Below are 25,920 nucleotides of genomic sequence, written 5' to 3' on the forward strand. Positions count from 1 at the left end.
CCGGTCACACGTTCCCGGTTTGTGCCGTGTTCTTTGACACTTGAGGGGCGGCAAATTTAGCCGCTGAAATTCTGAGGTCGCCGCAAGGAGTTCCGCACTGGTCGAACCGCGCTCATGTTCACGAAGCCGCAGACGTTTGGCAGCAAGGGCGAGGTAGTGATAATAAGAATATTATTCTTATTATTCTTACCGACTAAAGAGGCTGTTGGTCCAATCCGCTGCGTTCTTTCTCTGGCGATTGCAGAATCGAGTATCGGCCTGCGGCCGATGGTTGGACGCCAAGAATGGGGAGTAGCCCCCAGAGGGCCTATAGCAGCCGTAGCGGCGTTGTAAGTGCGATTCGGTGGCCCAAGGGTGAGACGAGCCCTAGAAGGCCATAGCGGTCGTCGTAGGCGGTCTGACGGCCACCCGCACTTTCCTTGGTGTTCAACCGTCGGCCCACGGCCGACTGGCAAGGCCAGGTCGCGCTTCAAGCGCGGGCTGCGCCGCGCAGGATCTGAATATCCTGAATATCCTGCTAACTCCGGGCGGGTGTGCGACATTTCGGGCGCCTGTGCGACGCCATCGGGCGGATGTGCGACGCTATCGGGCGGGTGTGCGACGCTTTAGGCGTCACCAGCACCTTTTTTCCTCACGCGGTCGCCATCCACAGTCAGGCCGAGCGCCTTCAATTCGTCGGCGTCTTCCCTCAGCCTGAATCGTGCATCGCGCATTGCCTTGCTTGGTACGGTGCCAGCAACGGCTACGATAACGGTGTCTACATACCAACCACCCGTCGGCTCGACTTTGTGGCTTAAGACGTGCCTTGCGACGGCCTGGCTGATGCCATGCTGTAGGCGAGCAATGGGGGCCGGGTCATAGTACAAACTCAAGTCATGTTCGAGCAGCATCACAAGCGCAACCCCAAGCCGCACCCTCCACAGATTCCGCTCTCTTCCCGTCAAAGGGTCAGGGCGTGTCATGGGTGAAGGGATAACGTGATCAATCAATCCGCCGATGATTGGGAAATCGAACTGGGGCGTCTCGATTGTGATCGTCGCAGCTCTCAGCTCGGCCAACAGCTTTTCGATCTGAGTAAAGCTGTACCGGCTGTCGGAAAGCGTTTTCCGCACGCGGGCTGGGTCTACGAGCAGCTCGACACCACCATCTGAAACATCGCGCCGCCGTTCGGCGCAGTACAGAATCGCCTCAACAATATCGGCGTGCCGCTGACCTAACCTGCCGGTCACGCGACATCGACCAAAAGAGGTATCCATCCAGTCGCCTTCCCGCAACCGCGGGCGCTGGCTAGGTTGATAGAGCATTACTCGTGCCTGCGCGCTGGTACTGGTGGGGGTCACGGCATTACCACCGCTCATCGTCACTCCCGTTTACGACGTGCAGGACGTTCTCCTTCTTCACCTCCACCAGTTCCACCGGCACCAGGACGCCGCCATCGTGACGTTGGTACCATCGGTCGAGAGCGGTCGCGTCATAGTTCTGCTTGCTGACACCAAACCGGATAAAGAAGCCGCGTCGGTCGTTGCCGATGGGCCGTCGGTCATAGTTGCGGTCGCTCAAACGCTTCGCCTCGTCTTCACTCATCTTGGCGACGAAGCCACACCAGCGGGCATTGTCGATTAGAGCGGATGCGCCTCGCGCAGCCTGCTGCTGATCGGTTTGCCCTTCGCGGGCGCTGCCCTTGCTCACATGGTGTAAGTACAGAACTGATGCGCCGGTGCTGGCCGCGACGTGCTCAAGCGTGGCGACAAGCCTCGCCATGTCACCGTTGCTGTTCTCGTCCTTGTCGTGAATTCGGCTCAGGGTATCCAGTACGATCAACCGAGCACCCGCGCAAAATTCAATGACACGGGCAAGGTGCCGATCATCCATCACGTTCAGGCGCTTGCCCATGATCGGCTCAAGGGTGAGGTTCTGCGCGATAGCTTCGCGTGCCTGCTGATTCAGGTGCAGGCCTATCGCATGAATTCGCCGTACCAACGCGACTTCCGGGTCTTCCCCTGCGAAATAGACCACGCGCCCAGCACGCTCAGGGGCGATCCCTACCAGGTCCCCACCAGCAACGGCGCACGCGATGGACATTGCAGCTTCCAATGCCCAAAAGCTCTTCCCCGTGGCTCCTGGGGCTACTAGCGCTCCCACGGTTCCTGCGAGAAAACCTGGCCATACAAAGTCGAGTAAAGGCGGCTCGTTGTCGAACGCGGCCCTTAAATCAATCGCCACGATTAAGCCCCCAATCCAGGGCGGCGAGCTTGGATACCCGACAACTTGCGGGCCTCGATCCACTCCTCAACGTCAGCCAAGTCCCACACGACATTTCGGCTGGTAAGCGCAATGCGGCGCGGGAATTCTCCCCGCTGCTCCAAGTTGTAAATCGTGCGCTCACACAGCGGGATCATGGCGAGTAGCTTCTTCTTATTGATGAGCGTTCTGTTTGTCGTTGCTTGCATGCATTGACCTCCGTCAGGCACTTTCGAATATGTGCCTGATCTTGCCTTGCAATGCGGGATTGCATCGACCTAATGATTGGCTAAAATGGTTGACATGAAAAATAAGTCGACCATAACAATATGGGACGGATGCGATCCCACTGTCTCGGAAGCCATTGGTCAGCTTCAGGATCGCTGGCACCCGTACTCCAAGTATTCGAAGCGCTATCCCATCGTTCGGCTGATACAGGAGCTGATCGATCCCGCCGTGGCCGCGTACACGACGACGCTGCCACAACGCTACTTGGGTCACGTCCCTGGCGCAGGAACAGGGGTGAGCCTCAGCGGTATCATTCGGTTGGTGGGGCTTGACGCGATGGTTCGTGTGCAGCGTCAGTTGCTGCGCCAGTTCGTCAAAACTGCGGACAGACAATCTGCGAGGGACCAGCGGTTTGTGGCGACGCTGGAAACATTGATTGAGCTGGTGGAGGACTGCGCCTGCAAACGGCCGGCAAAGTCCCGAGTGCGCGCCACACGTCTGAATGGCGAGCGCCGCCAGGGTTTTTGCCGGTTCTGCGGATCACTTACCGAACTCACTTTGTACGCTGACGGGAGCGACACCCCGAAGGCCAACGATCCAGAGGAAGAGCTTCGGCTGAGCAGCCAATACTGCCTGGATCATCGGCCCAGATTGCCGAGTGGCGCGTGGAACCCAGCCTACCGGCAAGCGAGGCGATCAGTCGCTCAGTTCGATCTCGAATTGGCCAGGCTTAACCGGCAATGCGCGAAGCGATCCACGCCCCATGCCGCTGCATCCGGTGACCCGCTGGTAGATGACTACTTTTTTCACTACATGCTAGGTCAGACCTTACAGTCTGCCGACATAGCTGAGCTGCGCAACCTGGCGCGTCTGATGGTGGACTCCAAGCTGTCAGACACCAAGAAGAGAATACTGATGCTCCAGCATTCGGGACTCAATCAATCGGAAATTGCAGAACAGCTTCTAGGCAAGGGCCAACGGCCACTGACGCGCCAAGCAGTATCTAAGGCAATTGCCTCTATCCCCAAGAGCTTTAACCTGAAACAGCCGAAGCGCTCTGGCCGGTGACCACCGCTCGGCCAGGCCCTAGCGGCTTGCATCGGTGAAAGCGCAGGAAACCGGTGGGTGTCGTTCGCCCGAGGGCCATGCCATGATTTTTTTAGCGGCTAAAATCGCATGAGGCAGGAACGTGCTCCATGCTCTCATTCCTTCGGACCTGGCTTCCTGAGCGTCCATTCGTCAATCATGTCCGCCCAGTCCTGTAGCATCGCCGTCCGCTGCTCGCGGTACTCGGCTTTGTTGTAGACGGCCCTGACGCCTCTCTGCTCGTGCGCCAGGCACTTCTCGATCCAATCCGTGTTGTAGCCGGCCTCATGCAGCAGCGTGCTGGCCGTACGACGCAAATCATGCGGTCCAAACTTGGCTAGTGATTTCCCCTCCTTCTGCGCCAGTCGGTAAGTCAACGTCAGCACCTGGTTGAGTGTGGCGCTGCTCATGGGTAGGTCCGAGTCATACCGCGACGGAAGCACATAGTCCGATCCGCCGGCAAAAGTCTTGAGGGCGATGAAGATGTCCAGCGCCTGCCGGGATAGGAAAACCAAGTGCGGATTGCGTCGCTTCATCCGCTCCTTTGGGATTGTCCAAAGCGCCTCGCTGAAGTTGATCTCGCTCCAGGTTGCGTTGGTCAACTCGCTTTTGCGCACCATCGTTAGAAGCAACAGTTTGGCGGCTGCCCGGATGGATGGTGTCGTGCCGATTCGCTCCATGTACTGGTACATCAAGCCGATTTCATCGGGTGTCAGCGCACGGTCACGCGGCTCAAATTTGGCAATGGTCGTCGGTCGAACCAGCTCTGCCGGGTTCTGTACCTTCTGGCCACGCTCAATGGCCCAGCGATAAACCTGCAATACGATCTCGCGGGAATGCACCGCGGTCGCTGGTGCACCTCGCTCGACAATGGCATCGGTCAGCGCCCTCAAATCCTCGTGGGTGATCTCGATCAGCTTCTGATTGCCGAATTTCGGCTTCAACTCACGCTCGAAGACCGAACGGCGCATATCGCGGGTGGAGTCCGCCATTTGGTAGCCCCGCAGCCACTTTTCTGCCCATGCCCCGAACGTTTCAGCGTCCTTGACACGGGCCTTGTCTCGCGCCTTCTCCTTGGCCGGCGACTTTCCGGCGGCGATCATCTTCTTGGCCTCACCCAACCGCTCGCGGGCTTCCGCGAGGGTGATGCCGCCGACACCGTAGCGGCCGAAGGTGATGGTCTCTTGCCTGCCGTGGATCGAGTAGTTGTAGCGAAACGAGATCGAACCCGCAGAAGTGACAGCCACATAGAGGCCGTCACGGTCATTCACTTTGTAGAGCTTGTCCTTCGGCTTGAGGTTGCGCAGCTTGGTATCAGTCAGCATGGTTCGTGCAATTCTCCATGTCAAAATACCATGCTCAGAGACGCCCGCATTTCTCATAAAAAGTCTTTATAGATCAATGCGTTATATAAATTCAATACCATGATAACTCTGTCATAGACAGCATGGTATCGAGCTCCAAACATGGCATCAGGTTCAGATAGTACCACCTACCATGCCATACAAACGGGGTGCTTGGCGATGCGAAAATTTGCCAGACAGTGCCGGACTCAGAATAGAAAAAGCCCGCAGTTACGCGGGCTTAGAGGTGGTTTCGTGCTCTTTGGTGCCGGACTATGCCGGACGCGGGATCATTCCCACTCAATCGTCGCCGGCGGCTTCCCCGACACGTCATAAACCACCCGATTCAACCCCCGAACCTCATTGATGATCCGGTTCGAAGCCCTTCCCAGCAACGCATACGGCAAATGCGCCCAATGCGCCGTCATGAAGTCGGTGGTCTGCACCGCGCGTAGCGCGACGACGTAGTCGTACGTCCGCCCGTCCCCCATCACGCCCACGGACTTCACGGGCAGGAATACGGCGAACGCCTGGCTGGTCAGGTCGTACCAGTTCTTCCCGACCTCCTCGGCCGCGCACAGGCCCGCTGCGGCATCCTGTTCGGTTGCCCGGGTGCCTCGCAGTTCTTCGATGAAGATCGCGTCCGCGCGGCGCAGCAGGTCGGCGTATTCCTTCTTCACCTCGCCCAGGATCCGCACGCCCAGGCCCGGCCCGGGGAACGGATGCCGGTAGACCATGCCGTGCGGCAGGCCGAGCGCGATGCCGAGCTTGCGCACTTCGTCCTTGAACAGCTCGCGCAGCGGCTCGAGCAGTTTCAGGTGCAGGGTATCGGGCAGGCCGCCGACGTTGTGGTGCGACTTGATGGTGACGGCCTTGCCGGTCTTGGCGCCGGCCGATTCGATCACGTCGGGGTAGATGGTGCCCTGCGCCAGCCACTTGGCGCCCTTGAGCTTGGCGGCTTCGCGCTGGAAGACTTCGACGAATTCCTTGCCGATGATCTTGCGCTTGGCCTCGGGGTCGGTTTCGCCGGCCAGCTTGCCCATGAAGTCGTCGGTGGCGTCGACGTGGATGATCTTCAGGCCCATGTTTTCGGCGAAGGTCTGCATGACCTGCTCGCCTTCGTTCAGGCGCAGCAGGCCGTGGTCGACGAAGACGCAGGTGAGCTGGTCGCCGATGGCCTTGTGGATCAGTGCGGCCGCCACGGAGGAATCGACGCCGCCGGACAGGCCCAGGATGACTTCGTCGCTGCCGACCTGTTTGCGGATGGCCTCGACGGCTTCGCTGACGTAGTCGGGCATGTTCCAGTCGGTGCCGCAGCCGCAGATGTCGTGCACGAAGCGCGACAGCAGGGCCTGGCCCTGGACGGTGTGGGTGACTTCGGGGTGGAACTGGACGGCGTAGTAGCCGCGGTCGACGTCGGCCATGCCGGCGATGGGACACGAGGCGGTGGAGGCCATGAGCTTGAAGCCGGGCGGCAGTTCGGTGACCTTGTCGCCGTGGCTCATCCAGACCTTGAGCATGCCGTGGCCTTCGGGGGTGGCGAAGTCCTGGATGCCGTTCAGGAACGGGGTGTGGCCGTGGGCGCGGACTTCGGCGTAGCCGAATTCGCGGTGGTCGCTGAAGCTGACCTTGCCGCCCAGTTGCATGGCCATGGTCTGCATGCCGTAGCAGATGCCGAGCACGGGCACGCCGGATTCGAACACGGCCTGGGGGGCGCGCATGGAGGCTTCGTCGTAGGCCGAGGCGTGGCTGCCGGACAGGATGACGCCTTTGAGGCCCTTGGCGAGCTCGCCGCGGACGAAGTCGTCCGAGACGTCGTAGGGGTGGATTTCGCAGTAGACCTGCGCTTCGCGCACGCGGCGGGCGATGAGCTGGGTGACTTGCGAGCCGAAGTCGAGAATCAGGATGCGGTCGTGCACGCTTCAGTCCATCCGGTAGTTGGGAGCTTCTTTGGTGATCTGCACGTCGTGGACGTGCGATTCGCGGATGCCGGCGGCGGTGATCTGGACGAATTCGCTCTTGGTGCGCATTTCGTCGATGGTGGCGCAGCCGCAGTAGCCCATGGAGGCCCGCACGCCGCCCACCAGTTGGTAGATGATGGCGATGACGCTGCCCTTGTAGGGCACGCGGCCTTCGATGCCTTCGGGCACGAACTTGTCGGAGTTGTTGGCCGGGTCCTGGAAGTAGCGGTCGGCCGAGCCGTCGGCCATGGCGCCCAGGCTGCCCATGCCGCGGTAGGACTTGTACGAGCGGCCCTGGTACAGGACGATTTCGCCCGGAGCTTCGTCGGTACCGGCGAACATGCCGCCCATCATGACGGTGTAGGCGCCGGCCGACAGGGCCTTGGCGATGTCGCCGGAGTAGCGCACACCGCCGTCGGCGATCAGCGGGACGCCGGTGCCTTCCAGGGCCTCGGCCACGTTGGAGATGGCGGTGATCTGGGGCACGCCCACGCCGGCCACGATGCGGGTGGTGCAGATGGAGCCGGGGCCGATGCCGACCTTGACGCCGTCGGCGCCGGCCTCGACCAGTGCGCGGGCCGCGGCGCCGGTGGCGATGTTGCCGCCGATGACCTGCAGTTGCGGGTAGTGTTTCTTGATCCAGCGGACGCGGTCGAGCACGCCGGCGGTGTGGCCGTGGGCGGTGTCGACGATGAGGACGTCGACGCCGGCGGCGACGAGCTTCTCGACCCGTTCGTCGGTGCCCTCGCCCACCCCGACGGCGGCGCCGACGCGCAGCTTGCCGTGCTCGTCCTTGCTGGCGTTGGGGTTCTCGGTGGTCTTGATGATGTCCTTGACGGTGATCAGGCCGCGCAGCTCGAAGCTGTCGTTGACGACCAGCACGCGCTCCAGGCGGTGCTTGTGCATCAGGGCCTGGGCCTCGTCCAGCGAGGCGCCTTCGCGCACGGTGATGAGGCGCTCGCGCGGCGTCATGACGGTGCGGATGGGCTCGTCGTAGCGGTCTTCGAAGCGCAGGTCGCGGTTGGTGACGATGCCGACCACCTGGCGGCCCTCGACCACGGGCAGGCCGGAGATGCCGTGCTGGCGCTGCAGCTCGATGACTTCGCGCACCTTCATGTGGGGCGCGATGGTGATGGGATCGAGCACGACCCCGGCCTCGTAGCGCTTGACCTTGGCGACTTCGCGCGCCTGCTCGTCGGCGGTGAGGTTCTTGTGGATGATCCCGATCCCGCCTTCCTTGGCCATGGCGATGGCCAGGCGCGATTCCGTGACGGTGTCCATGGCGGCGGACACCAGGGGAATGTTCAGCGAGATTTCACGGGTCAGACGGGTTCGAAGACTGGTGTCGCGGGGCAACACCGCAGAGTATGCGGGCACCAACAACACGTCATCGAAAGTAAGCGCATTTTGTACGAGACGCATCGAGTAACCCCTGGCCGCAATAAACCTAGTATTGTAAATCAGAGCGGGGGGCTGCGCTGTTCAGCCTTGCTGTCAAGAGGGTTTATATGCGGGAAAACCCACGGTCCACACGCCGGGCCCGTCTAGCGGCCCGGTCCGCCCCGCCTGGCGCCTGCCGACGCCGCCTTGTGCGCGGCTCGCCGGCGGCGGGATTCCTTGGGGTCGAAGACCAGCGGGCGGTAGATCTCGACCCGGTCGTGGTCGTGCAGCACATGGTCCAGCGGCCGGCGGCGGCCATGGACGCCGGTGCCGGCCTGGGCGGGGTCCACCCCCGGGTAGGCCTGGCGAAAACCGCTGGCCAGGATGGCGTCGGCCAGGGTCGCGCCCCGGGGCAGGACGAGTTCCCGCATCCAGGTTTCCGACGCATCCGCATAACAGACGCTGACGGCCACGGTGCCGCCCCGCCCCGCCTGGCTATCCATAGCAGGCTTCGGCCCGCTGGGTGAAGGCGTCGATGAAGCTGGTGGCGATGCGGTTGAACACGGGGCCGACCAGGGTTTCCAGCGCACGGCTGGAGAACTGGTACTGCATGGTGAAGACCACCTTGCAGGCGTCGTCGGCCAGGGCGTGGAATTCCCAGACGCCTTCCAGCAGCGAGAACGGCCCGTCCACCAGGTCGAGCTGGATGCGGTCGGGATAGTGGTGGGTGTTGCGGGTGGTGAAGCGCTGGCGCAGGCCCGCGAACTGGATCACGACCGAGGCGCGCATGCCGTTCTCGTCGCGCTCGTGCACCTCGGTTCCGCCGCACCAGGGCATGAATTTGGGGTAGTCCTCGACCTTGGCCACCAGGTCGAACATCTGGGCGGCGCTATAGGGGACCAACACCGAACGTTGCACTTTATGCATGCGTAGATGATCCGATTGGGCAAATTGCTAGAATGACCCATTTTAACGGCGTGACGAATGAGCATCATTGAGAACCGCAAGGCATTCCACGACTACTTCATCGACGAGCGTTTCGAGGCCGGCCTGGTACTCGAAGGCTGGGAGGTGAAGGCGATTCGTGCCGGGCGTGTCCAGCTCAAGGAAAGCTACGTCATCGTCCGCGATGCCGAACTGTACCTGCTGGGCATGCACGTCAGCCCCCTGGAGACGGCCTCCACCCACGTCCATCCCGACCCGACCCGCACGCGCAAGCTGCTGCTCAAGGCCGAGGAGATCCACAAGCTGATCGGCAAGGTGGAACAGCGCGGCTTCGCGCTGGTGCCGCTGAACCTGCATTTCAAGAAGTCGCTGATCAAGCTGGAATTCGGGCTGGCGCGGGGCAAGAAGCAGTTCGACAAGCGCGACACCGAGCGCGAGCGCGACTGGCTGCGCGAGAAGGCGCAGATCATGAAGCACGACACGCGCAAGCACTCCTCCTGATCCCTCAGGCATATCAGCTTTGGCGCCGCGGTGATGAACAGCCGCGCGGCGGCTACCTATACTCGTGCCAGCCATCCATCGCACGAGACCGGACCCGGATCCGGCCAGGAGACGCCTCATGCCGCGCCGCATCGCCCCTTTCCCCACTGACCTCCCCTGCCGCCCCGCCCACGGCGCGAGCCGGCCATGAGCAGCCTGGCGGGCGTGAAGGTCCTGGACCTGAGCCGGGTGTTCTCGGGCCCCTGGGCCGCGCAGATGCTGGCCGATTTCGGGGCCGACGTGATCAAGGTGGAGCGGCCCGGACGCGGCGACGACGTGCGCCACCAGGGCCTGCGGGCGCGCGGCGAGGACGGCGGCGAGGTGGGCGAGACCTCGTCCTTCATGTCCATGAACCGCGGCAAGCGTTCGGTGGCCATCGACCTGTCCAGGCCGGCCGGCCAGGCGCTGGTGCGCGAGCTGGCCATGCGCTCGGACATCCTGATCGAGAACTTCAAGGCCGGCGACCTGGCGCGCTACGGGCTGGACTACGCGTCGCTGTCGGCGCTGAACCCCCGGCTGGTGTATTGCTCGATCAGCGGGTTCGGGCAGACCGGTCCGTACAGCCACCTGCCGGGCTACGACCCGCTGTTCCAGTCCATGAGCGGGCTGATGAGCATCACCGGCCACGCCGACGGCGAGCCGGGCGGCGGGCCGCTGCGCGTGGGCTATTCGGTGGGGGACATCACCGCCGGCTTCTATGCCGTCAGCGCCATCCTGGCCGCGCTGCGCCACCGCGACGTGGTGTCCGGCACGGGACAGCACATCGACCTGGCCCTGCTGGATGCCCAGGTGGCGTCGATCTCGCACGTGGCCATGATGTACCTGGTGTCGGGACGGCAGCCGGAGCGGCTGGGCAATGCCTCGCCCATCACCTGCCCCTGGCAGTCCTTCGACTGCGCCGATGGCCAGATCGTGGTCGCGGTAGGCAACGACACGCAGTTCGCCGCCATGTGCGAGGTGCTGGGGCTGCCCGGGCTGCCGGGCGATCCGCGCTATGCCACCAACCCCATGCGGGCGCGGCACCGGCTGGAGCTGGTGCTGCTGCTGGAACAGGCCATCGCCCGGCATCCCGTGGCGCAATTGCGCGCGGCCTTCGACGCCGCCGGCGTGCCCTGCGGACCCATCAACGACTTCGCGCAGGTGTTCGACGATCCGCAGATACGCCATCGGGAGATGCTGCTGCGCATGCCCGCGGACGCGGGGCGCGATATTCCCCAGGTGGCCAATCCGGTCCGCTTCTCGGACACGCCGGTCGAATACCGGCGCGCCCCGCCCGCCCTGGGCCAGCACACGGACGAGGTGCTGCGCGAGGTGCTGGGCCTGGAGGCGGCCGAGCTTGACGCTCTGCGGCGCGACCGCATCATCCAGGCCGCCCCATGACCGCCCCGCTGCACGGCATCCGCGTACTGGACCTGAGCCGGGTGTTCTCGGGCCCGTTCGCCACCCAGATGCTGGCGGACCTGGGGGCGGACGTGATCAAGGTCGAACGGCCGGGTATGGGCGACGAAGCGCGCTACCAGGGTTCGCCCCTGCGGGACGCCGACGGCAGGCCGCTGGACTGGACCTCATCTTTCCTGGCGATGAACCGCGGCAAGCGGTCCATCGCCATCGACGTCGCCAATCCCGAGGGGCAGGCACTGGTGCGCGGCCTGGCGCGGCAAAGCGACGTCTTCATCGAGAACTTCAAGGCCGGCGACCTGGCCCGCCACGGGCTGGACTACGCGTCGCTGCGCGCGGTCAATCCGCGCCTGGTCTATTGCTCGATCACGGGTTTCGGCCAGGATGGGCCGCGTGCCCGCCAGCCCGGCTATGACCTGGTGTTCCAGGCCATGAGCGGCATCATGAGCATGACGGGCGAACCCGACGGCCCGCCGCAGCGCGTGGGTTATTCGGTGTCGGACATCACCGCCGCCTACCATGCGGTGATCGGCATCCTGTCGGCGCTGCACGCGCGCCAGGCGGGTCTGTGCGAAGGGCAGCACATCGACATCGCGCTGCTGGACTGTCAGCTGGCCGCCGCCTCGCATGTCGCGATGGGCTATCTGCTGTCGGGTTCGCAGCCGGCGCGCATAGGCACGCGTTCGCACTTCATGGTGCCCTACCAGGCTTTCGACTGCGCGGACCAGCCGCTGGTGGTGATGTGCGGCAACGACGACCAGTTCCGCCGCCTGGCCGCCGCGCTCGGACTGCCGGGGCTGGCGGACGATGCGCGCTACGCCGCCAATCTCCAGCGCATGCGGCACCAGGACACGCTGGTGCCCCTGCTGGAAGATGCGCTGCGCGCCCGCCCGCGCGCCCATTGGCTGGAAGCGCTGGACCGGGCCGGCGTCCCGTGCGCGCCCATCCAGGACTTCCAGCAGGCCTTCGACGACCCGCAGGTGCGGCACCGGCAGGTGGTCACGCACCTGCCCTTCGCGCCCACCGGCACGCTGCCCATGGTGGCCAATCCCGTGCGCCTGTCGGAGACCCCGGTCGAGTACCGGCGCCCGCCACCGGCCCTGGGCGAGCACACCGAGGAAATCTGCGCGCAGCTGCTGCAAGTGCCGGTGGAGCGGCTGCGGGCCTTGCGCGAGCAAGGCATTCTTTGACGGGGCATGCCCCAGGGAACTTCATGGACGATACTCTGCGGGAATTTCGCGACAGCGCCGCCGACTACCTGGGCGCGAACGACCAGCGGCAGCGCATGCGTGCGCTGGACGACAGCGCGGGCGGACACGATCGCGAGGAATGGCGCCGCATCGCCGAACTGGGCTGGCTGGCGGTGCTGGTGGCCGAGGACGACGGCGGACTGGGCCTGGGTCTGCCCGAGCTGTGCGCGATCGCCCAGGAAGCCGGCCGCCATCTGCTGCCCGAACCGCTGGCCGCGGCGGGCGTGCATACGATGGCGCTGCTGGCCGGCCTGCCCGCCACGCTGCCGCGCGCATCGCTGCTGGAGAAGGCCATGTCGGGCGCCCTGCTGCTGGGCGTGGCCTGGCAGGAACGCGCGGGCCAGCTCGATCCCGACGCCCGGCCCGGTTCATGCGCCACGCGCGGGGCCGGCGGCCTGCGGCTGGCCGGCCGCAAGCGCTTCGTCCAGCCCGGCGCCGACGTCGATGGCTGGCTGCTGGCCGCCACGCTGGACGACGAAGCCGCGCTGCTGTGGCTGCCCCGCGAACGTCTGGCCCGCGCTCCCATCACCCGGCGCCTGGTGGACGGCAGCGCGCAGGCGGACCTGGACCTGGACGGTACCGTGCTGGATGCGGAGCACGTGCTGGCCACCGGCCCGGCGGCCAGCGAGGCCCTGGCGCGCGCCAACGACGTGGCGCGCCTGGCCCAGGGCGCGGAGCTGGCGGGCATCGCCCGGCGGGCGCTGGAACTGACGCGCGACTACCTGGCGACGCGGGAGCAGTTCGGCCGCCCGATCGGCAGCTTCCAGGCCTTGCAGCACCGCATGGTCGACGGGCTGATACAGGTGGAACTGGCCGAGGCCTGCCTGCGCGAGGTGCTGGCGCAGGCGGCGCCGGATGCTCCCGCCACGCGCCTGGGGCGCCTGGCCAGCCGGGCCAAGGCCCGCTGCGCCCACGCGGCGCTGGAGATGACCCGCATGGCGATCCAGTTGCACGGCGCCATCGGCACGACCTACGAATACGACATCGGCCTGTATTTCCGCCGCGCGATGGCGCTGTCCGCGCACCTGGGAAATGCCGAGGCGCACCGCGTGCGCTACGCCACGCTGGCCGCTCCGGAAGCGGACGATCGCGAAGCCGGGCCGGCCCCCGCGCCCATCACCGCGTTTCCCGCCGACGCGGACTGGGGGGCGATGCCGGAAGCCGAATTCCGCCGCCTGGTCCGCGCGCTGTTCGACACGCACTACCCGCAGGACCGGCGGCACATGCCCTACCGCCAGACCTGGGCCGAGACGCGCGACTGGTACCTGACGCTGGCCCGCCTGGGCTGGCTGGCGCCGGCCTGGCCCCGCGAGCATGGCGGCATGGGCCTGCCGCCCGACAAGCTGATCGCCTACATCGAAGAAGCCGAGGCCTACGGCGTCGCGCGGCCGCCCGACCAGGGGCTGAACATGGTGGGGCCGATCCTGATGCGCTTCGGCACCGATGCGCAGCGCGCCCGCTTCCTGCCGGCCATCCTGAAAGGCGAGCACGTCTGGATCCAGGGCTATTCGGAACCCAACGCCGGCTCGGACCTGGCCGCCGTGCGCACGGAAGCCGTGCCCGACGGCGACCACTTCGTCGTCAACGGCCAGAAAACCTGGACCACCTGGGGTTCGGACGGCACGCACATGTTCATGCTCGTGCGCACCGACAAGACGGCCAAGAAGCAGGCCGGCATCAGCTTCCTGCTGGTGGACCTGAAGACACCCGGCATCACCGTTCGCCCCATCCGCAACATCGCCGACGAGCGGGAATTCTGCGAGGTGTTCTTCGACAACGTCCGCGTGCCGCGCGAGAACCTGGTGGGAGGCCTGAACGAGGGCTGGACGGTGGCCAAGGCGCTGCTGGGCTTCGAGCGCCTGTTCACCGGCAGCCCCAAGCATTCCCAGCACACACTGCGGCAGGTGGAAAAGCTGGCGCGCCAGCGCGGGCTGTTCGACGACCCGGCCTTCGTCGCGCGCCATACCGCCTTGCAACTCGACACGCTGGACCTGGGGGCGGCGTACGGCGGCTTTGCCGACCTGGCCAAGCGCGGGGCGGCCATTCCGCCCACCGTGTCGATCCTGAAGATCTGGTCCACCGAGACCTACGAGCGGCTGGCCCTGCTGCTGATCGAGGCCGCCGGCGAATACGGCGCGGTGCGCGACCACGCCGGCACCGACGAGATCGACCTGCACGTGGTGGCGCCGCTGTTCAACGCGCTGGGCGCGAAGATCTTCGCCGGCAGCAACGAGATCCAGCGCAACATCCTGGCCAAGGCCGTGCTGGAGCTGCCCTCGGGCTGAAGGCGGCGGCGTTCAGCCCTGGCCGGCCTGGGTGCCCTTGACCACGGTCAGCGCCGAGGCGATCAGGCCGCTGATGTCGCTGACGTTGGCGGGCACGATCAGGGTGTTGTTGGTCTTGGCCAGGTTGCCGAAGGCGTCGACGTAGCGCTCGGCCACCTTGAGGTTGACCGCTTCCATGCCGCCGGGGTGCTTGATGGCCTCGGCCACCTGGATGATGGCCTTGGCGGTAGCATCCGCCACGGTCACCACGGCGGTGGCCTCGCCCTGGGCCTGGTTGATCTGGGCCTGCTTCTCGCCCTCGGAACGCGCGATGGCGGCCTCGCGCTCGCCGGTGGCGATGTTGATCTGTTCCTGGCGGCGGCCTTCGGAGGCCGCGATCAGGGCCCGCTTCTCGCGCTCGGCGGTGATCTGGGCCTGCATGGCGCGCAGGATCTCGGCCGGCGGCGTCAGGTCCTTGATCTCGTAGCGCAGCACCTTCACGCCCCAGTTCAGCGCAGCCTCGTCCAGCGCGCTGACGATGCTGCTGTTGATCTGCTCGCGCTCCTCGAAGGTGCGGTCCAGTTCCAGCTTGCCGATGACCGAGCGCAGCGTGGTCTGGGCCAGCTGGGTGATGGCGACGATGTAGTTGGACGAACCGTACGAGGCGCGCATCGCGTCGGTGACCTGGAAATACAGGATGCCGTCCACCTGCAGCTGGGTGTTGTCGCGCGTGATGCAGACCTGGCTGGGCACGTCCAGCGGGATTTCCTTGAGCGAATGCTTGTAGGCCACGCGCTCGATGAAGGGGATGACGAAGCCGGCGCCGGGCGACAGCACGCGGTCGAACTTGCCCAGGCGCTCGACCACCCACGCATGCTGCTGCGGAACGATGGCAATGGCCTTGACGACGATGAGGATGGCCAGGAAAACGATGACCAGCAGGACGATGGTGGATGCGCTCATGGTGCTTCCTTATGAGTGATGCCAGCGATACGGGAAGGCCGTCCGCAACGGCCTTAGCGAGTGGGCGAAAGAACGAGGCTGTTGCCGCGCATCTCGGTAATCACGAACTGCCCGGCGACCGGCTCGGCCCCGGGAGCGAGCTCGGCCTGCCAGTGCGCCCCACGATACCAGACACGTGCGGTGCGGTCTTCGTTCCAGGCGTCGACCTTGACGGTCTGGCCGATGTCCATGTTGACGTTGGCGTTGGAAGACGGCGGCCCTCCCCGTTTCTTCAGCACGTTCAGGCGCTTGAGCAGCAGCGTGCAAAGCACCACCGCCGCCGCGCACAGCACCAGTTGCCAGGCGATGTCCACGCCCAGCCAGGCCGCGATGCCGGCCACGGCGAAGCCGACGGCGACCATCAGCAGATAGAAGGTGCCGGTCATGACTTCGCCGATCAGGGCCAGGGCCATCAGACCGAACCATACCCAGGCGGGATTCATAGTTGCCTCCTTCGAGCGAGAGCGGACGCGGCCCGCCGGCTCGGCCGCGCGGCACGAAACGTGCCGCAGTGACGTATCTGCCTCTATTATGCCTGCCTGGGGGAAATGCCGCCCGGCCCCGCCCCCCGGCCACCGGAGGAACCCCCATGCGCATACCGCCCGCCCCCAGGCCCGCCTGTCCTTCATCCGCCAGCCGGCGGCAATTCCTGGGTTATGGCGGGGCCGGCATGCTGGCCGCGGTCCTGCCCGGCTGCGGTGGGGGCGACGGCCCGACGCCCGCCGCCTACGCGCAGACCATCGAATGGGGCCGCCAGGAAATCGCGCGCGCCCTGTCCGGCGATCCCGGCAACGTGGCCGCGGTCTCGATCGCCCTGCTCAAGAACGGCACCGTGGTCTGGCAGCAGGCCTTCGGCCGCGCCTCGGTCCAGGACAACGTGGCGGCCACCGTCCTGACCCGCTTCAACATCGGTTCGGTCAGCAAGGTGCTGGCGGCGCTGGCCGCCATGATCCTGCGGGACCGCGGACTGCTGGACCTGGACGCACCCGTGGCGCGCTACCTGCCGGGCTTCGCCATGCTGTCGCCCGAGTATGCGCTGATCACGACCCGGCACCTGCTTTCGCATTCCTCGGGCCTGCCGGGCACCAGCATGCGCGATGCCTTTGCCTTCGAACCCATACCGGGCTACGCGGCCCATGCCGAAGCGGCTCTGGCCAACCAGCACCTGAAGCACCTGCCGGGCGAACTGGCGGTCTATTGCAACGACGGCTTCACGATGATCGAACGGGTGGTGGCGGCCCTGGCCCGGCAGGACTACGCCAGCTTCGTCCAGGCCAACATCCTGACGCCGCTGGGCATGGCCGACTCCGGCTTCCTGACGAAGAAGCCCACGGGCGGCTCGTTCGCGCTGCCTTATTCGGGCGGCAGGCAATATCCCCAGGAGTTCGTCAATCCGCTGGCCACGGGCGGCCTGGCCGCCACGCCCGGCGACATGATGAAGCTCGCCCGCATGCTGCTCGAACGCGGCACCTACCAGTCGCGGCGCATCGTGTCGGCCGACGGCATCGCGCAGATGGGCACCGACCAGACCACGGGCCTAGCCATCAATCCCTCGCCGGAATGGGTATGGGGGCTGGGCTGGGACAGCGTGCGGCATCCCGGGCTGGCCGCGGCAGGCGTCCGGGCCTGGCAGAAGAATGGCGGCACGACCTTTTTCTCGAGCGACTTCTACGTCCTGCCGGACCAGCGGCTGGCCCTGATGGTGACCGGCAACACGGGCAACGCGCAACGCCCCGATACGTATCGCGCCGGCGCGCTGGCCGAAGGCGTGCTGCTGCGCGCCCTGGTCGAGGACGGCACGATACGCGCCCTGCCGCCGCTGGTCGCCCATGCCGCGCCGCCCGCGGCGGCATCGCCCGGGCTGGCCGACGCCGTGGGCGTGTACGCCAACTACAACCAGCCCACCCGGGTCACCGCCAACCAGGACGGCAGCTTCTCGCTGTCGTCCTGGAACGGCACCGCCTGGCAGCCGATGAACGGCGGTGCCAGATACAGTTATCGCAGCGACGGGTGGTGGTGGGGCAACGACGCCCCCATCAGCTACCGCTTCGAGGTCGTGTCCGGCACCGACGCGAACGGCCAGCCCTACCGCTATCGCTACCTGATGCTGCGCGGCCCCCTGTTCGGCGCCGGCTACAGCGAAACGACGCTGCCCGTGGGCCAGCAACTGCTTCCGCTGGCGCCGCTGGGTGCCGCCTGGCAGGCGCGGCTGGGCAAGACCTGGACGGTCATCAACGAATCCCCCACGACCATGCCGTCCACCCTGGGCGGCACACCCTACGCCACACTGGGCAGCCTGCCCGAGCTGCCGGGCTACATCCTGGTGCGCAATAGCAGCTACGACGACGGCTCGCCCGAATACCGACTCCTGGCCCCGCTGGCCGCCGACCGCGCCGGCATGACCGTCAAGATCCCCGCCAACGCCGGCCGCGACCTGTACGAACTGCACTTCGCCACGGCTGGCGGCAAGGAAACGCTGACCATAGGCAGTTGGACCTACGAAGCAGCCACGGGCTGACCTCAAAAAATGCCCCCACGCTAGGCCCTTCGGGCCGTCGCTGCCCCCCGAGGGGGCGTTTTTGCCTTGGGGCGGCCCGGCGGAAAAAATGCCCCCACGCTAGGCCCTTCGGGCCGTCGCTGCCCCCCGAGGGGGCGTTTTTGCCTTGGGGCGGCCCGGCGGCAAAAAAAAACGGCGCTCCAAAAGGAACGCCGCTCTCCACGAGCCCGGTTTTACCCCAGGATGCGGTGGATCCGGCTTTGCCGGTCCACCCGCATCGCCCCCTGGGGGGCGCGCGTCAGCGCGTAGGGGGGATCCTATTCAGCCAACTTCTTCCAAGTATCGACCACCGTATCCGGATTCAGCGAGATCGACTTGATGCCCTGGTCCTTCAGCCAGACCGCGAAGTCTGGATGATCCGAAGGACCTTGGCCGCAGATGCCGACGTACTTGCCCGCCTTCAGGCAAGCCTCGATGGCACGCTGCAGCAGCGCCTGGACGGCCGGATCGCGCTCGTCGAAGTCGGCGGCCAGGAGTTCCAGGCCGGAGTCGCGGTCCAGGCCCAGGGTGAGCTGGGTCAGGTCGTTCGAACCGATCGAGAAGCCGTCGAAGTATTCGAGGAACTGCTCGGCCAGCACGGCGTTGGACGGGACTTCGCACATCATGATCAGGCGCAGGCCGTTCTCGCCGCGCTTGAGCTGGTTGTCGGCCAGGAGGCCGACCACGCGCTCGGCCTGCTTGAGCGTGCGCACGAAGGGAACCATGATCTCGACGTTGGTCAGGCCCATGTCCTGGCGCACGCGGCGCAGCGCCTCGCATTCCATGCGGAAGCACTCGGCGAACTCCTCAGCGATGTAGCGCGAGGCGCCGCGGAAGCCCAGCATGGGGTTCTCTTCCTCGGGCTCGTAGCGCGAGCCGCCGATGAGCTTGCGGTATTCGTTCGACTTGAAGTCGGACATGCGCACGATGACCGGCTTGGGATAGAAGGCCGCCGCGATCGTGGCGATGCCCTCGGCCAGCTTGTCGACGAAGAACGCGCGCGGGCTGGCGTAGCCCCGGGCCACCGATTCCACCGCCTTCTTCAGGTCGCCGTCGACATTCGGATAGTCGAGGATGGCCTTGGGGTGGATGCCGATGTTGTTGTTGATGATGAATTCCAGGCGGGCCAGGCCCACGCCGCCGTTCGGGATCTGCGCGAAGTCGTAGGCGAGCTGCGGGTTGCCCACGTTCATCATGATCTTGACGTCGATGGCGGGCATTTCGCCGCGTCGGACTTCCTCGACCTCGGTTTCCAGCAGGCCGTCGTAGATCCGGCCCTCGTCGCCTTCGGCGCAGGACACGGTGACCATGGCGCCGTCGGCCAGCACGCTGGTGGCGTCGCCGCTACCGACGACCGCCGGGATGCCCAGTTCGCGCGCGATGATGGCCGCGTGGCAGGTCCGGCCGCCACGGTTGGTGACGATGGCCGAGGCGCGCTTCATGACCGGTTCCCAGTTGGGATCGGTCATGTCGGTGACCAGCACGTCGCCGGGCTGGACCTTGTCCATGTCGGCGATGTCGGCCACCAAGCGCACCGGGCCCGAACCGATCTTCTGGCCGATGGCGCGGCCCGTGACCAGCACGTTGCCGGTGGCCTTCAGGCGGTAGCGCTGCTGCACGTCGTTGCCGGACTGCTGCGACTTCACGGTTTCCGGGCGGGCCTGCAGGATGTAGATCTTGCCGTCGTTGCCGTCGCGGCCCCATTCGATGTCCATGGGACGGCCGTAGTGCTTTTCGATGATGACGGCGTAGCGCGCCAGCTCGATCACGTCGTTATCGGACAGCGAGAAGCGGTTGCGCTGTTCGGGCGCGACGTCGACCGTGCGCACGGCGCGGCCTTCGGTGCGGGCCGGGTCGAATTCCATCTTGATCAGCTTGGAGCCGATGCGGCGGCTGACGATGGGATACTTGCCGGCTTCCAGCGTGGGCTTGAAGACGTAGAACTCGTCGGGGTTGACCGCGCCCTGCACCACCGTCTCGCCCAGGCCGTAGGACGAGGTGATGAAGACGACGTCGGGGAAGCCCGATTCGGTGTCGATGGTGAACATGACGCCGGCCGCGCCGGTGTCGGAGCGGACCATGCGCTGGATGCCGGCGGACAAGGCCACGTCGGCATGGGCGAAGCCCTTGTGCACGCGATACGAGATGGCGCGGTCGTTGTACAGCGACGCGAACACGTGGCGGATCTTGTCCAACACGTCGTCGATGCCGACCACGTTCAGGAAGGTTTCCTGCTGGCCGGCGAACGAGGCGTCGGGCAGGTCTTCGGCGGTGGCGGACGAACGGACGGCGAACGAACCCTTGCCGTCGGCGTCGAGCTTGGCGAACGCTTCACGGATGTCCTTCTCGAACTTGGCCGAGAACGGAGCATCGACGATCCATTGCCGGATTTCCGCGCCGGTTTCGGCGAGCGCGCGCACGTCTTCCGGATTCAGGGAAGACAGGCGTTCGTTGATCCGGGTATCCAGGCCCGAATCCTTCAGGAAATCGCGGAAAGCCTCTGCCGTCGTGGCAAAGCCCCCGGGCACGCGGACTCCGGCGCCGGTGAGCTGGCTGATCATCTCTCCAAGTGAGGCGTTCTTTCCTCCTACCGAGTCAACATCCGTCATCCGGAGTTGCTCGAACGGCACAACATAAGACATGAAAGTCCCCTATTACAATGGCAAGAAAGCTTGTTTGGCGAGCACACGCGCCGGGCGATTCCGCGCCGCAATGCGTGGTGTGCTGGCCAAACCCGCCTCCGCCGCGGCCCAGGGCTCCGTAAGCCTGGGCGTGCGCCATGCGTAACCGGGGTAATCCCCGGATTGTACGCCGGCCGCCGGCCTTTCTGCACATTGCTTGCTTCGTTTGCCTTTCCCATCCCCGGAAACCCTGTTTTTGCGAGATATCCATGCCTCAACCCGCCCCCGCCGCGAATTCGTACCTGCGCACCGTATTCGTGGTCTCCGACGGCACCGGCATCACCGCCGAGACCTTCGCCCACTCGGTCCTGGCGCAGTTCGAGAACGCCCGCTTCCGCCATATCAGGCTTCCTTTCATTGATTCGGTGGACAAGGCCGCCGACGTGGCCGCGCGGATCGACGCCGCCTTCACGGCGGACGGGCAGCGCCCCATCGTCTTCAGCACCCTGGTCAATTCCGAGATCAATACCCGCGTGCGCCAGGCCAACGGCCTGTTCCTGGACCTGTTCTCGACCTTCGTCGAGCCCATCGAGCAGGAACTGAACATCAAGTCCAGCCATTCGATCGGCCGCTCGCACAACATGGCCAACACCAAGCAGTACCAGAGCCGGATCGAGGCCATCAACTTCAGCCTGGCGCACGACGACGGACAGTTCATCAAGGGCCTGGAACAGGCCGACGTGATCCTGGTGGGCGTGTCGCGCTGCGGCAAGACGCCCACCAGCCTGTACCTGGCCATGCAGTACGGGATCAAGGCCGCCAACGTGCCGCTGATTCCCGACGACTTCGAGCGCGACGCCCTGCCCTCGGCCATCCTGCCTCACCGCAACAAGCTGTTCGGGCTGACCATCCAGCCCGAGCGCCTGGCCGAGGTCCGCAACGAGCGCCGCCCCGACAGCCGCTATGCCTCGCTGGAGCAGTGCCGCTACGAGGTGGCCGAGGCCGAGAAGCTGATGCGCCGCGAAAGCATCCGCTGGCTGTCGACCACCACCAAGTCGATAGAGGAAATCTCGACCACCGTGCTGCAGAAGATCGGGCTGGAAGGCCGGTTCTATTAAGTCAGGAAGCAGGCCGCGGCGGGCGCGCCAGCGCCTCGCTTTCGGCCGCATGGGGCCGGGCCGCGACCTCCAGGCACTCGCGCAGCACGTTCAGCAGTTCGCGCCGCCTGGGTTCGCGGGGCATGACCAGGCCCAGCTCGCGGTGGAAGACGTCCTTGCCCAGCGAGACCGCCCGGACGCCCGGCGGCAGGCTGTTGCTGCGCGTGATGGGCACCAGCGACACGCCCAGCCCGGCCGCCACCATCGCCACCATGGCATCCACGTCCTCGATGTCCAGCATGGCCTCGACATGCAGGTCGTGCCGGCGCAGGAAATGCTCGACCCCCCGCCCGCCGAACGAGGCACGGTCGTAGCGGATGAAGGGGTGGGCGGCCAGCAACTGGCGCCAGTCCTCGCCCGGGACGCCCTCCGGCACCGCCAGCACGAAGGGTTCGCGCACCAGCGGCTGCCATAGCAGCTCGCGCGGCAGCATGAAGGGCGGCGCGATCATCAGCGCGGCGTCCAGCTCGCCGCTGTCGACCTGGCCGATCAGGAACAGCGACGAACCGTGCACCAGCCGCACCGATACCAGGGGATGGCGGCCCCGCAGGATGCCCAGCGCCGTGGGCAGCATGCCCACCTGGGCGGTCTGGATCGCCCCCATCCTGACCGTGCCGCGCAGTTCGCGGCTGGTCACCCGCACGGCCAGCTCGTCGAACAACCCGACGATCTGGCGAGCCATTTCCACCGCTTCCTCTCCCGCCTCGTTCAGCGTGGCCGAGCGTCCGGTCCGGGTGAACAGGGGCGCGCCCAGCGCCTCCTCCAGGCGTTGCATCTGGGCGCTGACGGCCGACTGCGTCAGGCCGATGCGGGCCCCCGCCGCGGCGAACGTGCCCCAGCGCACGACCGCAAGAAACGTCTTCAGCTCGCGCAGCACGACGGCCTCCTCCAAATGATCAAAAAAATTTGACCTCAGACGAAAAACAAAGCGTTTTCGTTTAAGGATTTTTGTTTATACCATGGCTGTCATGGATGCCTGCCTTGGCGTCGCTTCGCACTTCGAACCCCTGGACACTGCCCTCCCCGCAGCGGGGCTAACTTCGCCCAAAAACAATTAAATCAACTAAAAACCAAATAAATACATCAAACTTCTTTCAACTTCATGGCACAGCACTTGCTTGATAACCCAGGAGACGGCGCGCAATCCCGCGTTCGCCCCTCTCTCTTGAATGGAACAGCAGGTATGAAGATCCCCTCCTTTCTAGCGGCCGCCGCGCTGGCCCTGACCCTGGCCCTGCCGGCCCATGCCTACCCGGACCGGCCGATCACCATCGTGGTGCCGTTCTCGGCCGGTGCCGGCACCGATCTGACCGCCCGCCTCCTCGCGCGCACCATGGAGAAGCACGCGGGCCGCAGCGTCGTGGTGGTGAACCGCGCCGGCGCCGGCGGCGAGATCGGCATGGCGTCGGTGGCCAACGCGGCGCCCGACGGTTACACGCTGTCCATCCTGAACACGCCCAACGTGCTGACCATTCCCATCGAACGCCGGGCGCAGTTCAGCCTGTCCAGCTTCGACGTGATCGCCAATATCGTGGACGACCCCGGCACCCTGAGCGTGCGCGGCGACAGTCCGCTGCGCGGTATCCAGGAACTGGTGGACGCGGCTCGCAAGGCACCGGGAACGCTGACCTACGGGACGGCCGGCGTCGGCTCGGCCGGCCATATTTCCATGCTGCTGCTGGAGCAGGCCGCCGGCATACGGCTGCGCCACGTGCCCTTCAAGGGCACGGCGGACGTGGCAACGGCCTTGCTGGGCGGCCACATCGACATCGCCACCGCCAACCTGGGCGAGGCCCTGGGTTTTTCCAAGGGCAAGCAGTGGCGCATCCTGGGCCAGATGGCGTCCAGCCGGTCCCCCATGGCGACGGACCTGCCCACCTTCGCCGAGGCCGGCTATCCCATCGAAAGCGGTTCGCTGCGCGGGCTGGGCGCGCCGCGCGGCACGCCGCCGGAAACGCTCAGGGCGCTCTCGGCGCTGGTGGACAAGGCCATCAACGACCCCGACTTCCGCCAGGCGGCCCGGGGGGCCGAGCAGAACGTCCGCTACCTGCCGCGCGACGACTACGCGCTCCTGCTGACGGGCATGCAGGGCCAGTTCGAGAAACTGTGGGCGGCCTCGCCCTGGAATCAATGATGCCGAGCCCCTCGTTCCCCCCGCACCGGACCGCCACCATGAAAACCGCCCTTCGCTTCCTTCTTTCCGCCCTCGCGCTGGCCGGCGCCTGCGCCGCGCACGCCGCCTATCCCGACCGCCCCATCACCATGATCGTGCCGTTCAGCGCGGGCGCCGGCACCGACCTGACCGCGCGCACCGTCGCCCAGTGCATGGAAGGCCAGATCAAGGGTGCCACCATCGTCGTCACCAACCGCCCCGGCGCCAGCGGCGACATCGGCCTGGCGGCGCTGGCCACGGCCGCGCCCGACGGCTATACCCTGGGCATCGTCAACACGCCCGGCGTGGTCAGCATCCCGATCGAGCGCCAGACGCGCTACACCGTCGCCAGCTTCGACTTCCTGGGCGCCGTGGCCGATGCGCCGGGCACGATCAGCGTGCACGCCGACAGCGGCATCCACTCCATCCAGGACCTGGTGCGCGCGGCCAAGGCGAAACCGGGCGGGATCACCGTGGGTACGCAAGGCGTGGGCTCGGCCGGCCACATCGCGCTCCTGCTGCTGGAGCAGTCGGCAGGCATCGAACTGACCCCGGTGCCGTTCCAGGGTGCGGCGCCCGCGCGCACCGCGCTGCTGGGCAAGGTGATCGACTCCACCATGGCCAACGTGGACGAGGCCGTGGGTTTCCGCAACGGATCGCCGTGGCGCATCCTGGGCGTGATGAGCGATACCCGCTCGCCCGTGGCCGCCGACCTGCCCACGTTCAAGGAAGCCGGCTACGACATCGTGGCGGGCTCCATGCGCGGCTTCGCCGGCCCCAAGGGCATGCCGCGCGAGGTGGTCAAGACACTATCCGACGCCATCCGCACCTGCGCCGCCGACCCGGTGTTCCTGGACCGCGCGCAGAAAGCCTTCCTGCCCGTGCGCTATCTGCCGCCGCAGGAACACCTGGACAGCCTGCGGCGCCTGGACACCTCGCTGCGCGAGCTGTGGAAGGCCAAGCCCTGGAACCAATGACCCCTTCACCCCAACGGCGGACCTTCCGCCATCCTGAACGAGACGAACGCTTCATGAGAACCGACCACAGCACCTATGCGGACATCCGCGCCTACCTGAAGAATCACGACACCCTGCTGGTCCCGGTGGGCGCCACCGAGCAATACGGCTCGCACCTGGCCACGGGCACGGAACTGCGGCTGTGCGAGATGATCGCCACCGAGGTCGGTGCGCTGACGGGCTTTGCCGTGACGCCCATCATCCCGGTCAACTACTCCGCCATGTTCCTGGATTACCCCGGCACGCTGTCGGTGTCCATGGCCACGCTGGAACGCTACCTGGACGAGATGTGCGACGGCCTGGCCGGCCAGGGCTTTCGCCATTTCATGTTCGTCAACATCCATGCCGGCTCGCTCGGTCCGATCGAAAGCGTCTGCCGCAATCTGCGCCGGCGCCATGGCGCGGTGGGCGGCACCATCGATGTCTTCACGGTGATGCGCGACGTCGGCGGCGTCGAATTCAAGACCAGGAAATCGCCCTCGGGCCATGCCTCGGAAATGGTGACCTCGGTGGCGCTGGCCAAGTGCCCGGAGCTGGTCTTCATGGACCGCGCCCAGGCCACCGAATCGCTGCGCCCCTTCGTGGACGGCGTCAAGACAGTGTCCAGCGGCAAGGTCAGCCTGGGCAAGTCCAGCTTCTCGGTATTCAGCGACATCAGCGACTATGCTCCCATCGGCACCCAGGGCGACCCGACCGGCGCCACCGCCGAGCAGGGGCACCAGGTATGGAACGCCGCGGTGGACTACCTGGCCGAGGCCGCCAGGAAGTTCAGCCAGATGTCGTTCCAGGCATAGGGAGCG

22 protein-coding genes are annotated in these 25,920 nt (G+C 65.9%); 10 read left to right on the forward strand and 12 right to left on the reverse strand.

Annotated elements, in window-relative coordinates; genetic code table 11:
• Positions 1 to 605 precede the first annotated feature (605 nt).
• The 3 genes from R4823_RS14530 to R4823_RS14540 form a co-directional block, all read right to left on the reverse strand.
• Entirely contained in the window at positions 606 to 1,256 is a 651-nt protein-coding gene (locus R4823_RS14530) for an ABC transporter ATPase (RefSeq protein WP_235857296.1), read from the reverse strand.
• An 88-nt stretch (positions 1,257 to 1,344) separates the two neighbouring features.
• Positions 1,345 to 2,223 (reverse strand): helicase RepA family protein, encoded by an 879-nt coding sequence (locus tag R4823_RS14535; RefSeq protein ID WP_338615252.1) that lies wholly within the window; start codon positions 2,221 to 2,223, stop codon positions 1,345 to 1,347.
• Between the two features lie 2 nt (positions 2,224 to 2,225).
• Positions 2,226 to 2,450, reverse strand: coding sequence for an AlpA family phage regulatory protein (locus tag R4823_RS14540; protein WP_009363662.1), 225 nt, complete (start codon positions 2,448 to 2,450; stop codon positions 2,226 to 2,228).
• A gap of 94 nt (positions 2,451 to 2,544) precedes the next feature.
• Between R4823_RS14540 and R4823_RS14545 the strand changes: the two genes are divergently transcribed.
• Positions 2,545 to 3,537 carry a LuxR family transcriptional regulator gene (locus tag R4823_RS14545; RefSeq protein WP_338619185.1) on the forward strand — a complete coding sequence of 331 codons (993 nt, stop codon included), beginning with the start codon at positions 2,545 to 2,547 and terminating at the stop codon, positions 3,535 to 3,537.
• A gap of 134 nt (positions 3,538 to 3,671) precedes the next feature.
• Here R4823_RS14545 and R4823_RS14550 read toward each other — a convergent pair whose 3' ends face one another.
• The 5 genes from R4823_RS14550 to R4823_RS14570 all read right to left on the reverse strand — a co-directional run bounded on the left by R4823_RS14550 (position 3,672) and on the right by R4823_RS14570 (position 9,166).
• Positions 3,672 to 4,880: a tyrosine-type recombinase/integrase gene (locus tag R4823_RS14550; protein WP_338615254.1), complete on the reverse strand. Its 1,209-nt coding sequence runs from the start codon at positions 4,878 to 4,880 to the stop codon at positions 3,672 to 3,674.
• A gap of 308 nt (positions 4,881 to 5,188) precedes the next feature.
• Entirely contained in the window at positions 5,189 to 6,817 is a 1,629-nt protein-coding gene (gene guaA, locus R4823_RS14555; RefSeq protein ID WP_338615255.1) for a glutamine-hydrolyzing GMP synthase, read from the reverse strand.
• Positions 6,818 to 6,820: 3 nt separating this feature from the next.
• Entirely contained in the window at positions 6,821 to 8,281 is a 1,461-nt protein-coding gene (guaB, locus tag R4823_RS14560; RefSeq protein ID WP_087837372.1) for an IMP dehydrogenase, read from the reverse strand.
• A gap of 122 nt (positions 8,282 to 8,403) precedes the next feature.
• On the reverse strand, positions 8,404 to 8,742 hold the full coding sequence (locus tag R4823_RS14565) for an RnfH family protein (RefSeq protein WP_087837373.1): 339 nt from the start codon (positions 8,740 to 8,742) through the stop codon (positions 8,404 to 8,406).
• The gene (locus R4823_RS14570; RefSeq protein WP_087837374.1) at positions 8,735 to 9,166 is read right to left on the reverse strand and encodes a type II toxin-antitoxin system RatA family toxin; all 432 of its coding nucleotides are present in this window, start codon (positions 9,164 to 9,166) and stop codon (positions 8,735 to 8,737) included. The genes R4823_RS14565 and R4823_RS14570 overlap by 8 nt, the downstream gene beginning before the upstream one ends.
• 57 nt (positions 9,167 to 9,223) lie before the next feature.
• Here R4823_RS14570 and smpB point away from each other — a divergent pair, with 57 nt between their 5' ends.
• The 4 genes from smpB (at position 9,224) to R4823_RS14590 (ending at position 14,657) form a co-directional block, all read left to right on the forward strand.
• Positions 9,224 to 9,685, forward strand: a complete 462-nt coding sequence (gene smpB / locus R4823_RS14575) for an SsrA-binding protein SmpB (RefSeq protein ID WP_132978789.1) — start codon at positions 9,224 to 9,226, stop codon at positions 9,683 to 9,685.
• Positions 9,686 to 9,871: 186 nt separating this feature from the next.
• Positions 9,872 to 11,104, forward strand: coding sequence for a CaiB/BaiF CoA-transferase family protein (locus R4823_RS14580; RefSeq protein WP_132978788.1), 1,233 nt, complete (start codon positions 9,872 to 9,874; stop codon positions 11,102 to 11,104).
• On the forward strand, positions 11,101 to 12,312 hold the full coding sequence (locus R4823_RS14585) for a CoA transferase (protein ID WP_132978787.1): 1,212 nt from the start codon (positions 11,101 to 11,103) through the stop codon (positions 12,310 to 12,312). Before R4823_RS14580 ends, R4823_RS14585 begins: the two co-directional genes overlap by 4 nt.
• 23 nt (positions 12,313 to 12,335) lie before the next feature.
• On the forward strand, positions 12,336 to 14,657 hold the full coding sequence (locus R4823_RS14590) for an acyl-CoA dehydrogenase (RefSeq protein WP_338615256.1): 2,322 nt from the start codon (positions 12,336 to 12,338) through the stop codon (positions 14,655 to 14,657).
• A 12-nt stretch (positions 14,658 to 14,669) separates the two neighbouring features.
• Here the strand turns inward: R4823_RS14590 and R4823_RS14595 are convergent, their stop codons facing one another.
• The gene (locus R4823_RS14595) at positions 14,670 to 15,599 is read right to left on the reverse strand and encodes a stomatin-like protein (protein ID WP_087837379.1); all 930 of its coding nucleotides are present in this window, start codon (positions 15,597 to 15,599) and stop codon (positions 14,670 to 14,672) included.
• 53 nt (positions 15,600 to 15,652) lie between these two features.
• Positions 15,653 to 16,081, reverse strand: a complete 429-nt coding sequence (locus R4823_RS14600; RefSeq protein WP_087837380.1) for an NfeD family protein — start codon at positions 16,079 to 16,081, stop codon at positions 15,653 to 15,655.
• 146 nt (positions 16,082 to 16,227) lie between these two features.
• Here R4823_RS14600 and R4823_RS14605 point away from each other — a divergent pair, with 146 nt between their 5' ends.
• Positions 16,228 to 18,156: a serine hydrolase domain-containing protein gene (locus R4823_RS14605; RefSeq protein WP_338615257.1), complete on the forward strand. Its 1,929-nt coding sequence runs from the start codon at positions 16,228 to 16,230 to the stop codon at positions 18,154 to 18,156.
• A gap of 296 nt (positions 18,157 to 18,452) precedes the next feature.
• Here the strand turns inward: R4823_RS14605 and ppsA are convergent, their stop codons facing one another.
• A complete protein-coding gene (gene ppsA, locus R4823_RS14610; protein ID WP_338615258.1) occupies positions 18,453 to 20,816 on the reverse strand; it encodes a phosphoenolpyruvate synthase in 2,364 nt (787 codons plus the stop codon).
• A gap of 248 nt (positions 20,817 to 21,064) precedes the next feature.
• On the opposite strand from ppsA, the gene R4823_RS14615 reads away from it, so the two are divergent.
• Complete coding sequence (locus R4823_RS14615; RefSeq protein WP_087837383.1) at positions 21,065 to 21,913, forward strand: pyruvate, water dikinase regulatory protein; 849 nt, start codon at positions 21,065 to 21,067, stop codon at positions 21,911 to 21,913.
• 1 nt (position 21,914) lies between these two features.
• Here R4823_RS14615 and R4823_RS14620 read toward each other — a convergent pair whose 3' ends face one another.
• Positions 21,915 to 22,829, reverse strand: coding sequence for a LysR substrate-binding domain-containing protein (locus R4823_RS14620; protein WP_243724336.1), 915 nt, complete (start codon positions 22,827 to 22,829; stop codon positions 21,915 to 21,917).
• A gap of 306 nt (positions 22,830 to 23,135) precedes the next feature.
• Between R4823_RS14620 and R4823_RS14625 the strand changes: the two genes are divergently transcribed.
• From R4823_RS14625 to R4823_RS14635, 3 genes are read left to right on the forward strand one after another with little or no spacing between them, the layout of a single operon-like run.
• On the forward strand, positions 23,136 to 24,086 hold the full coding sequence (locus tag R4823_RS14625) for a tripartite tricarboxylate transporter substrate binding protein (protein WP_087837385.1): 951 nt from the start codon (positions 23,136 to 23,138) through the stop codon (positions 24,084 to 24,086).
• Positions 24,087 to 24,124: 38 nt separating this feature from the next.
• Positions 24,125 to 25,081 (forward strand): tripartite tricarboxylate transporter substrate binding protein, encoded by a 957-nt coding sequence (locus tag R4823_RS14630; protein WP_087837428.1) that lies wholly within the window; start codon positions 24,125 to 24,127, stop codon positions 25,079 to 25,081.
• Positions 25,082 to 25,134: 53 nt separating this feature from the next.
• Positions 25,135 to 25,914, forward strand: a complete 780-nt coding sequence (locus R4823_RS14635; RefSeq protein ID WP_087837386.1) for a creatininase family protein — start codon at positions 25,135 to 25,137, stop codon at positions 25,912 to 25,914.
• Positions 25,915 to 25,920: the final 6 nt, after the last annotated feature.

This window comes from Pigmentiphaga sp. CHJ604 (assembly GCF_036972535.1).
GTDB classification, from domain to species: domain Bacteria; phylum Pseudomonadota; class Gammaproteobacteria; order Burkholderiales; family Burkholderiaceae_B; genus Pigmentiphaga; species Pigmentiphaga daeguensis.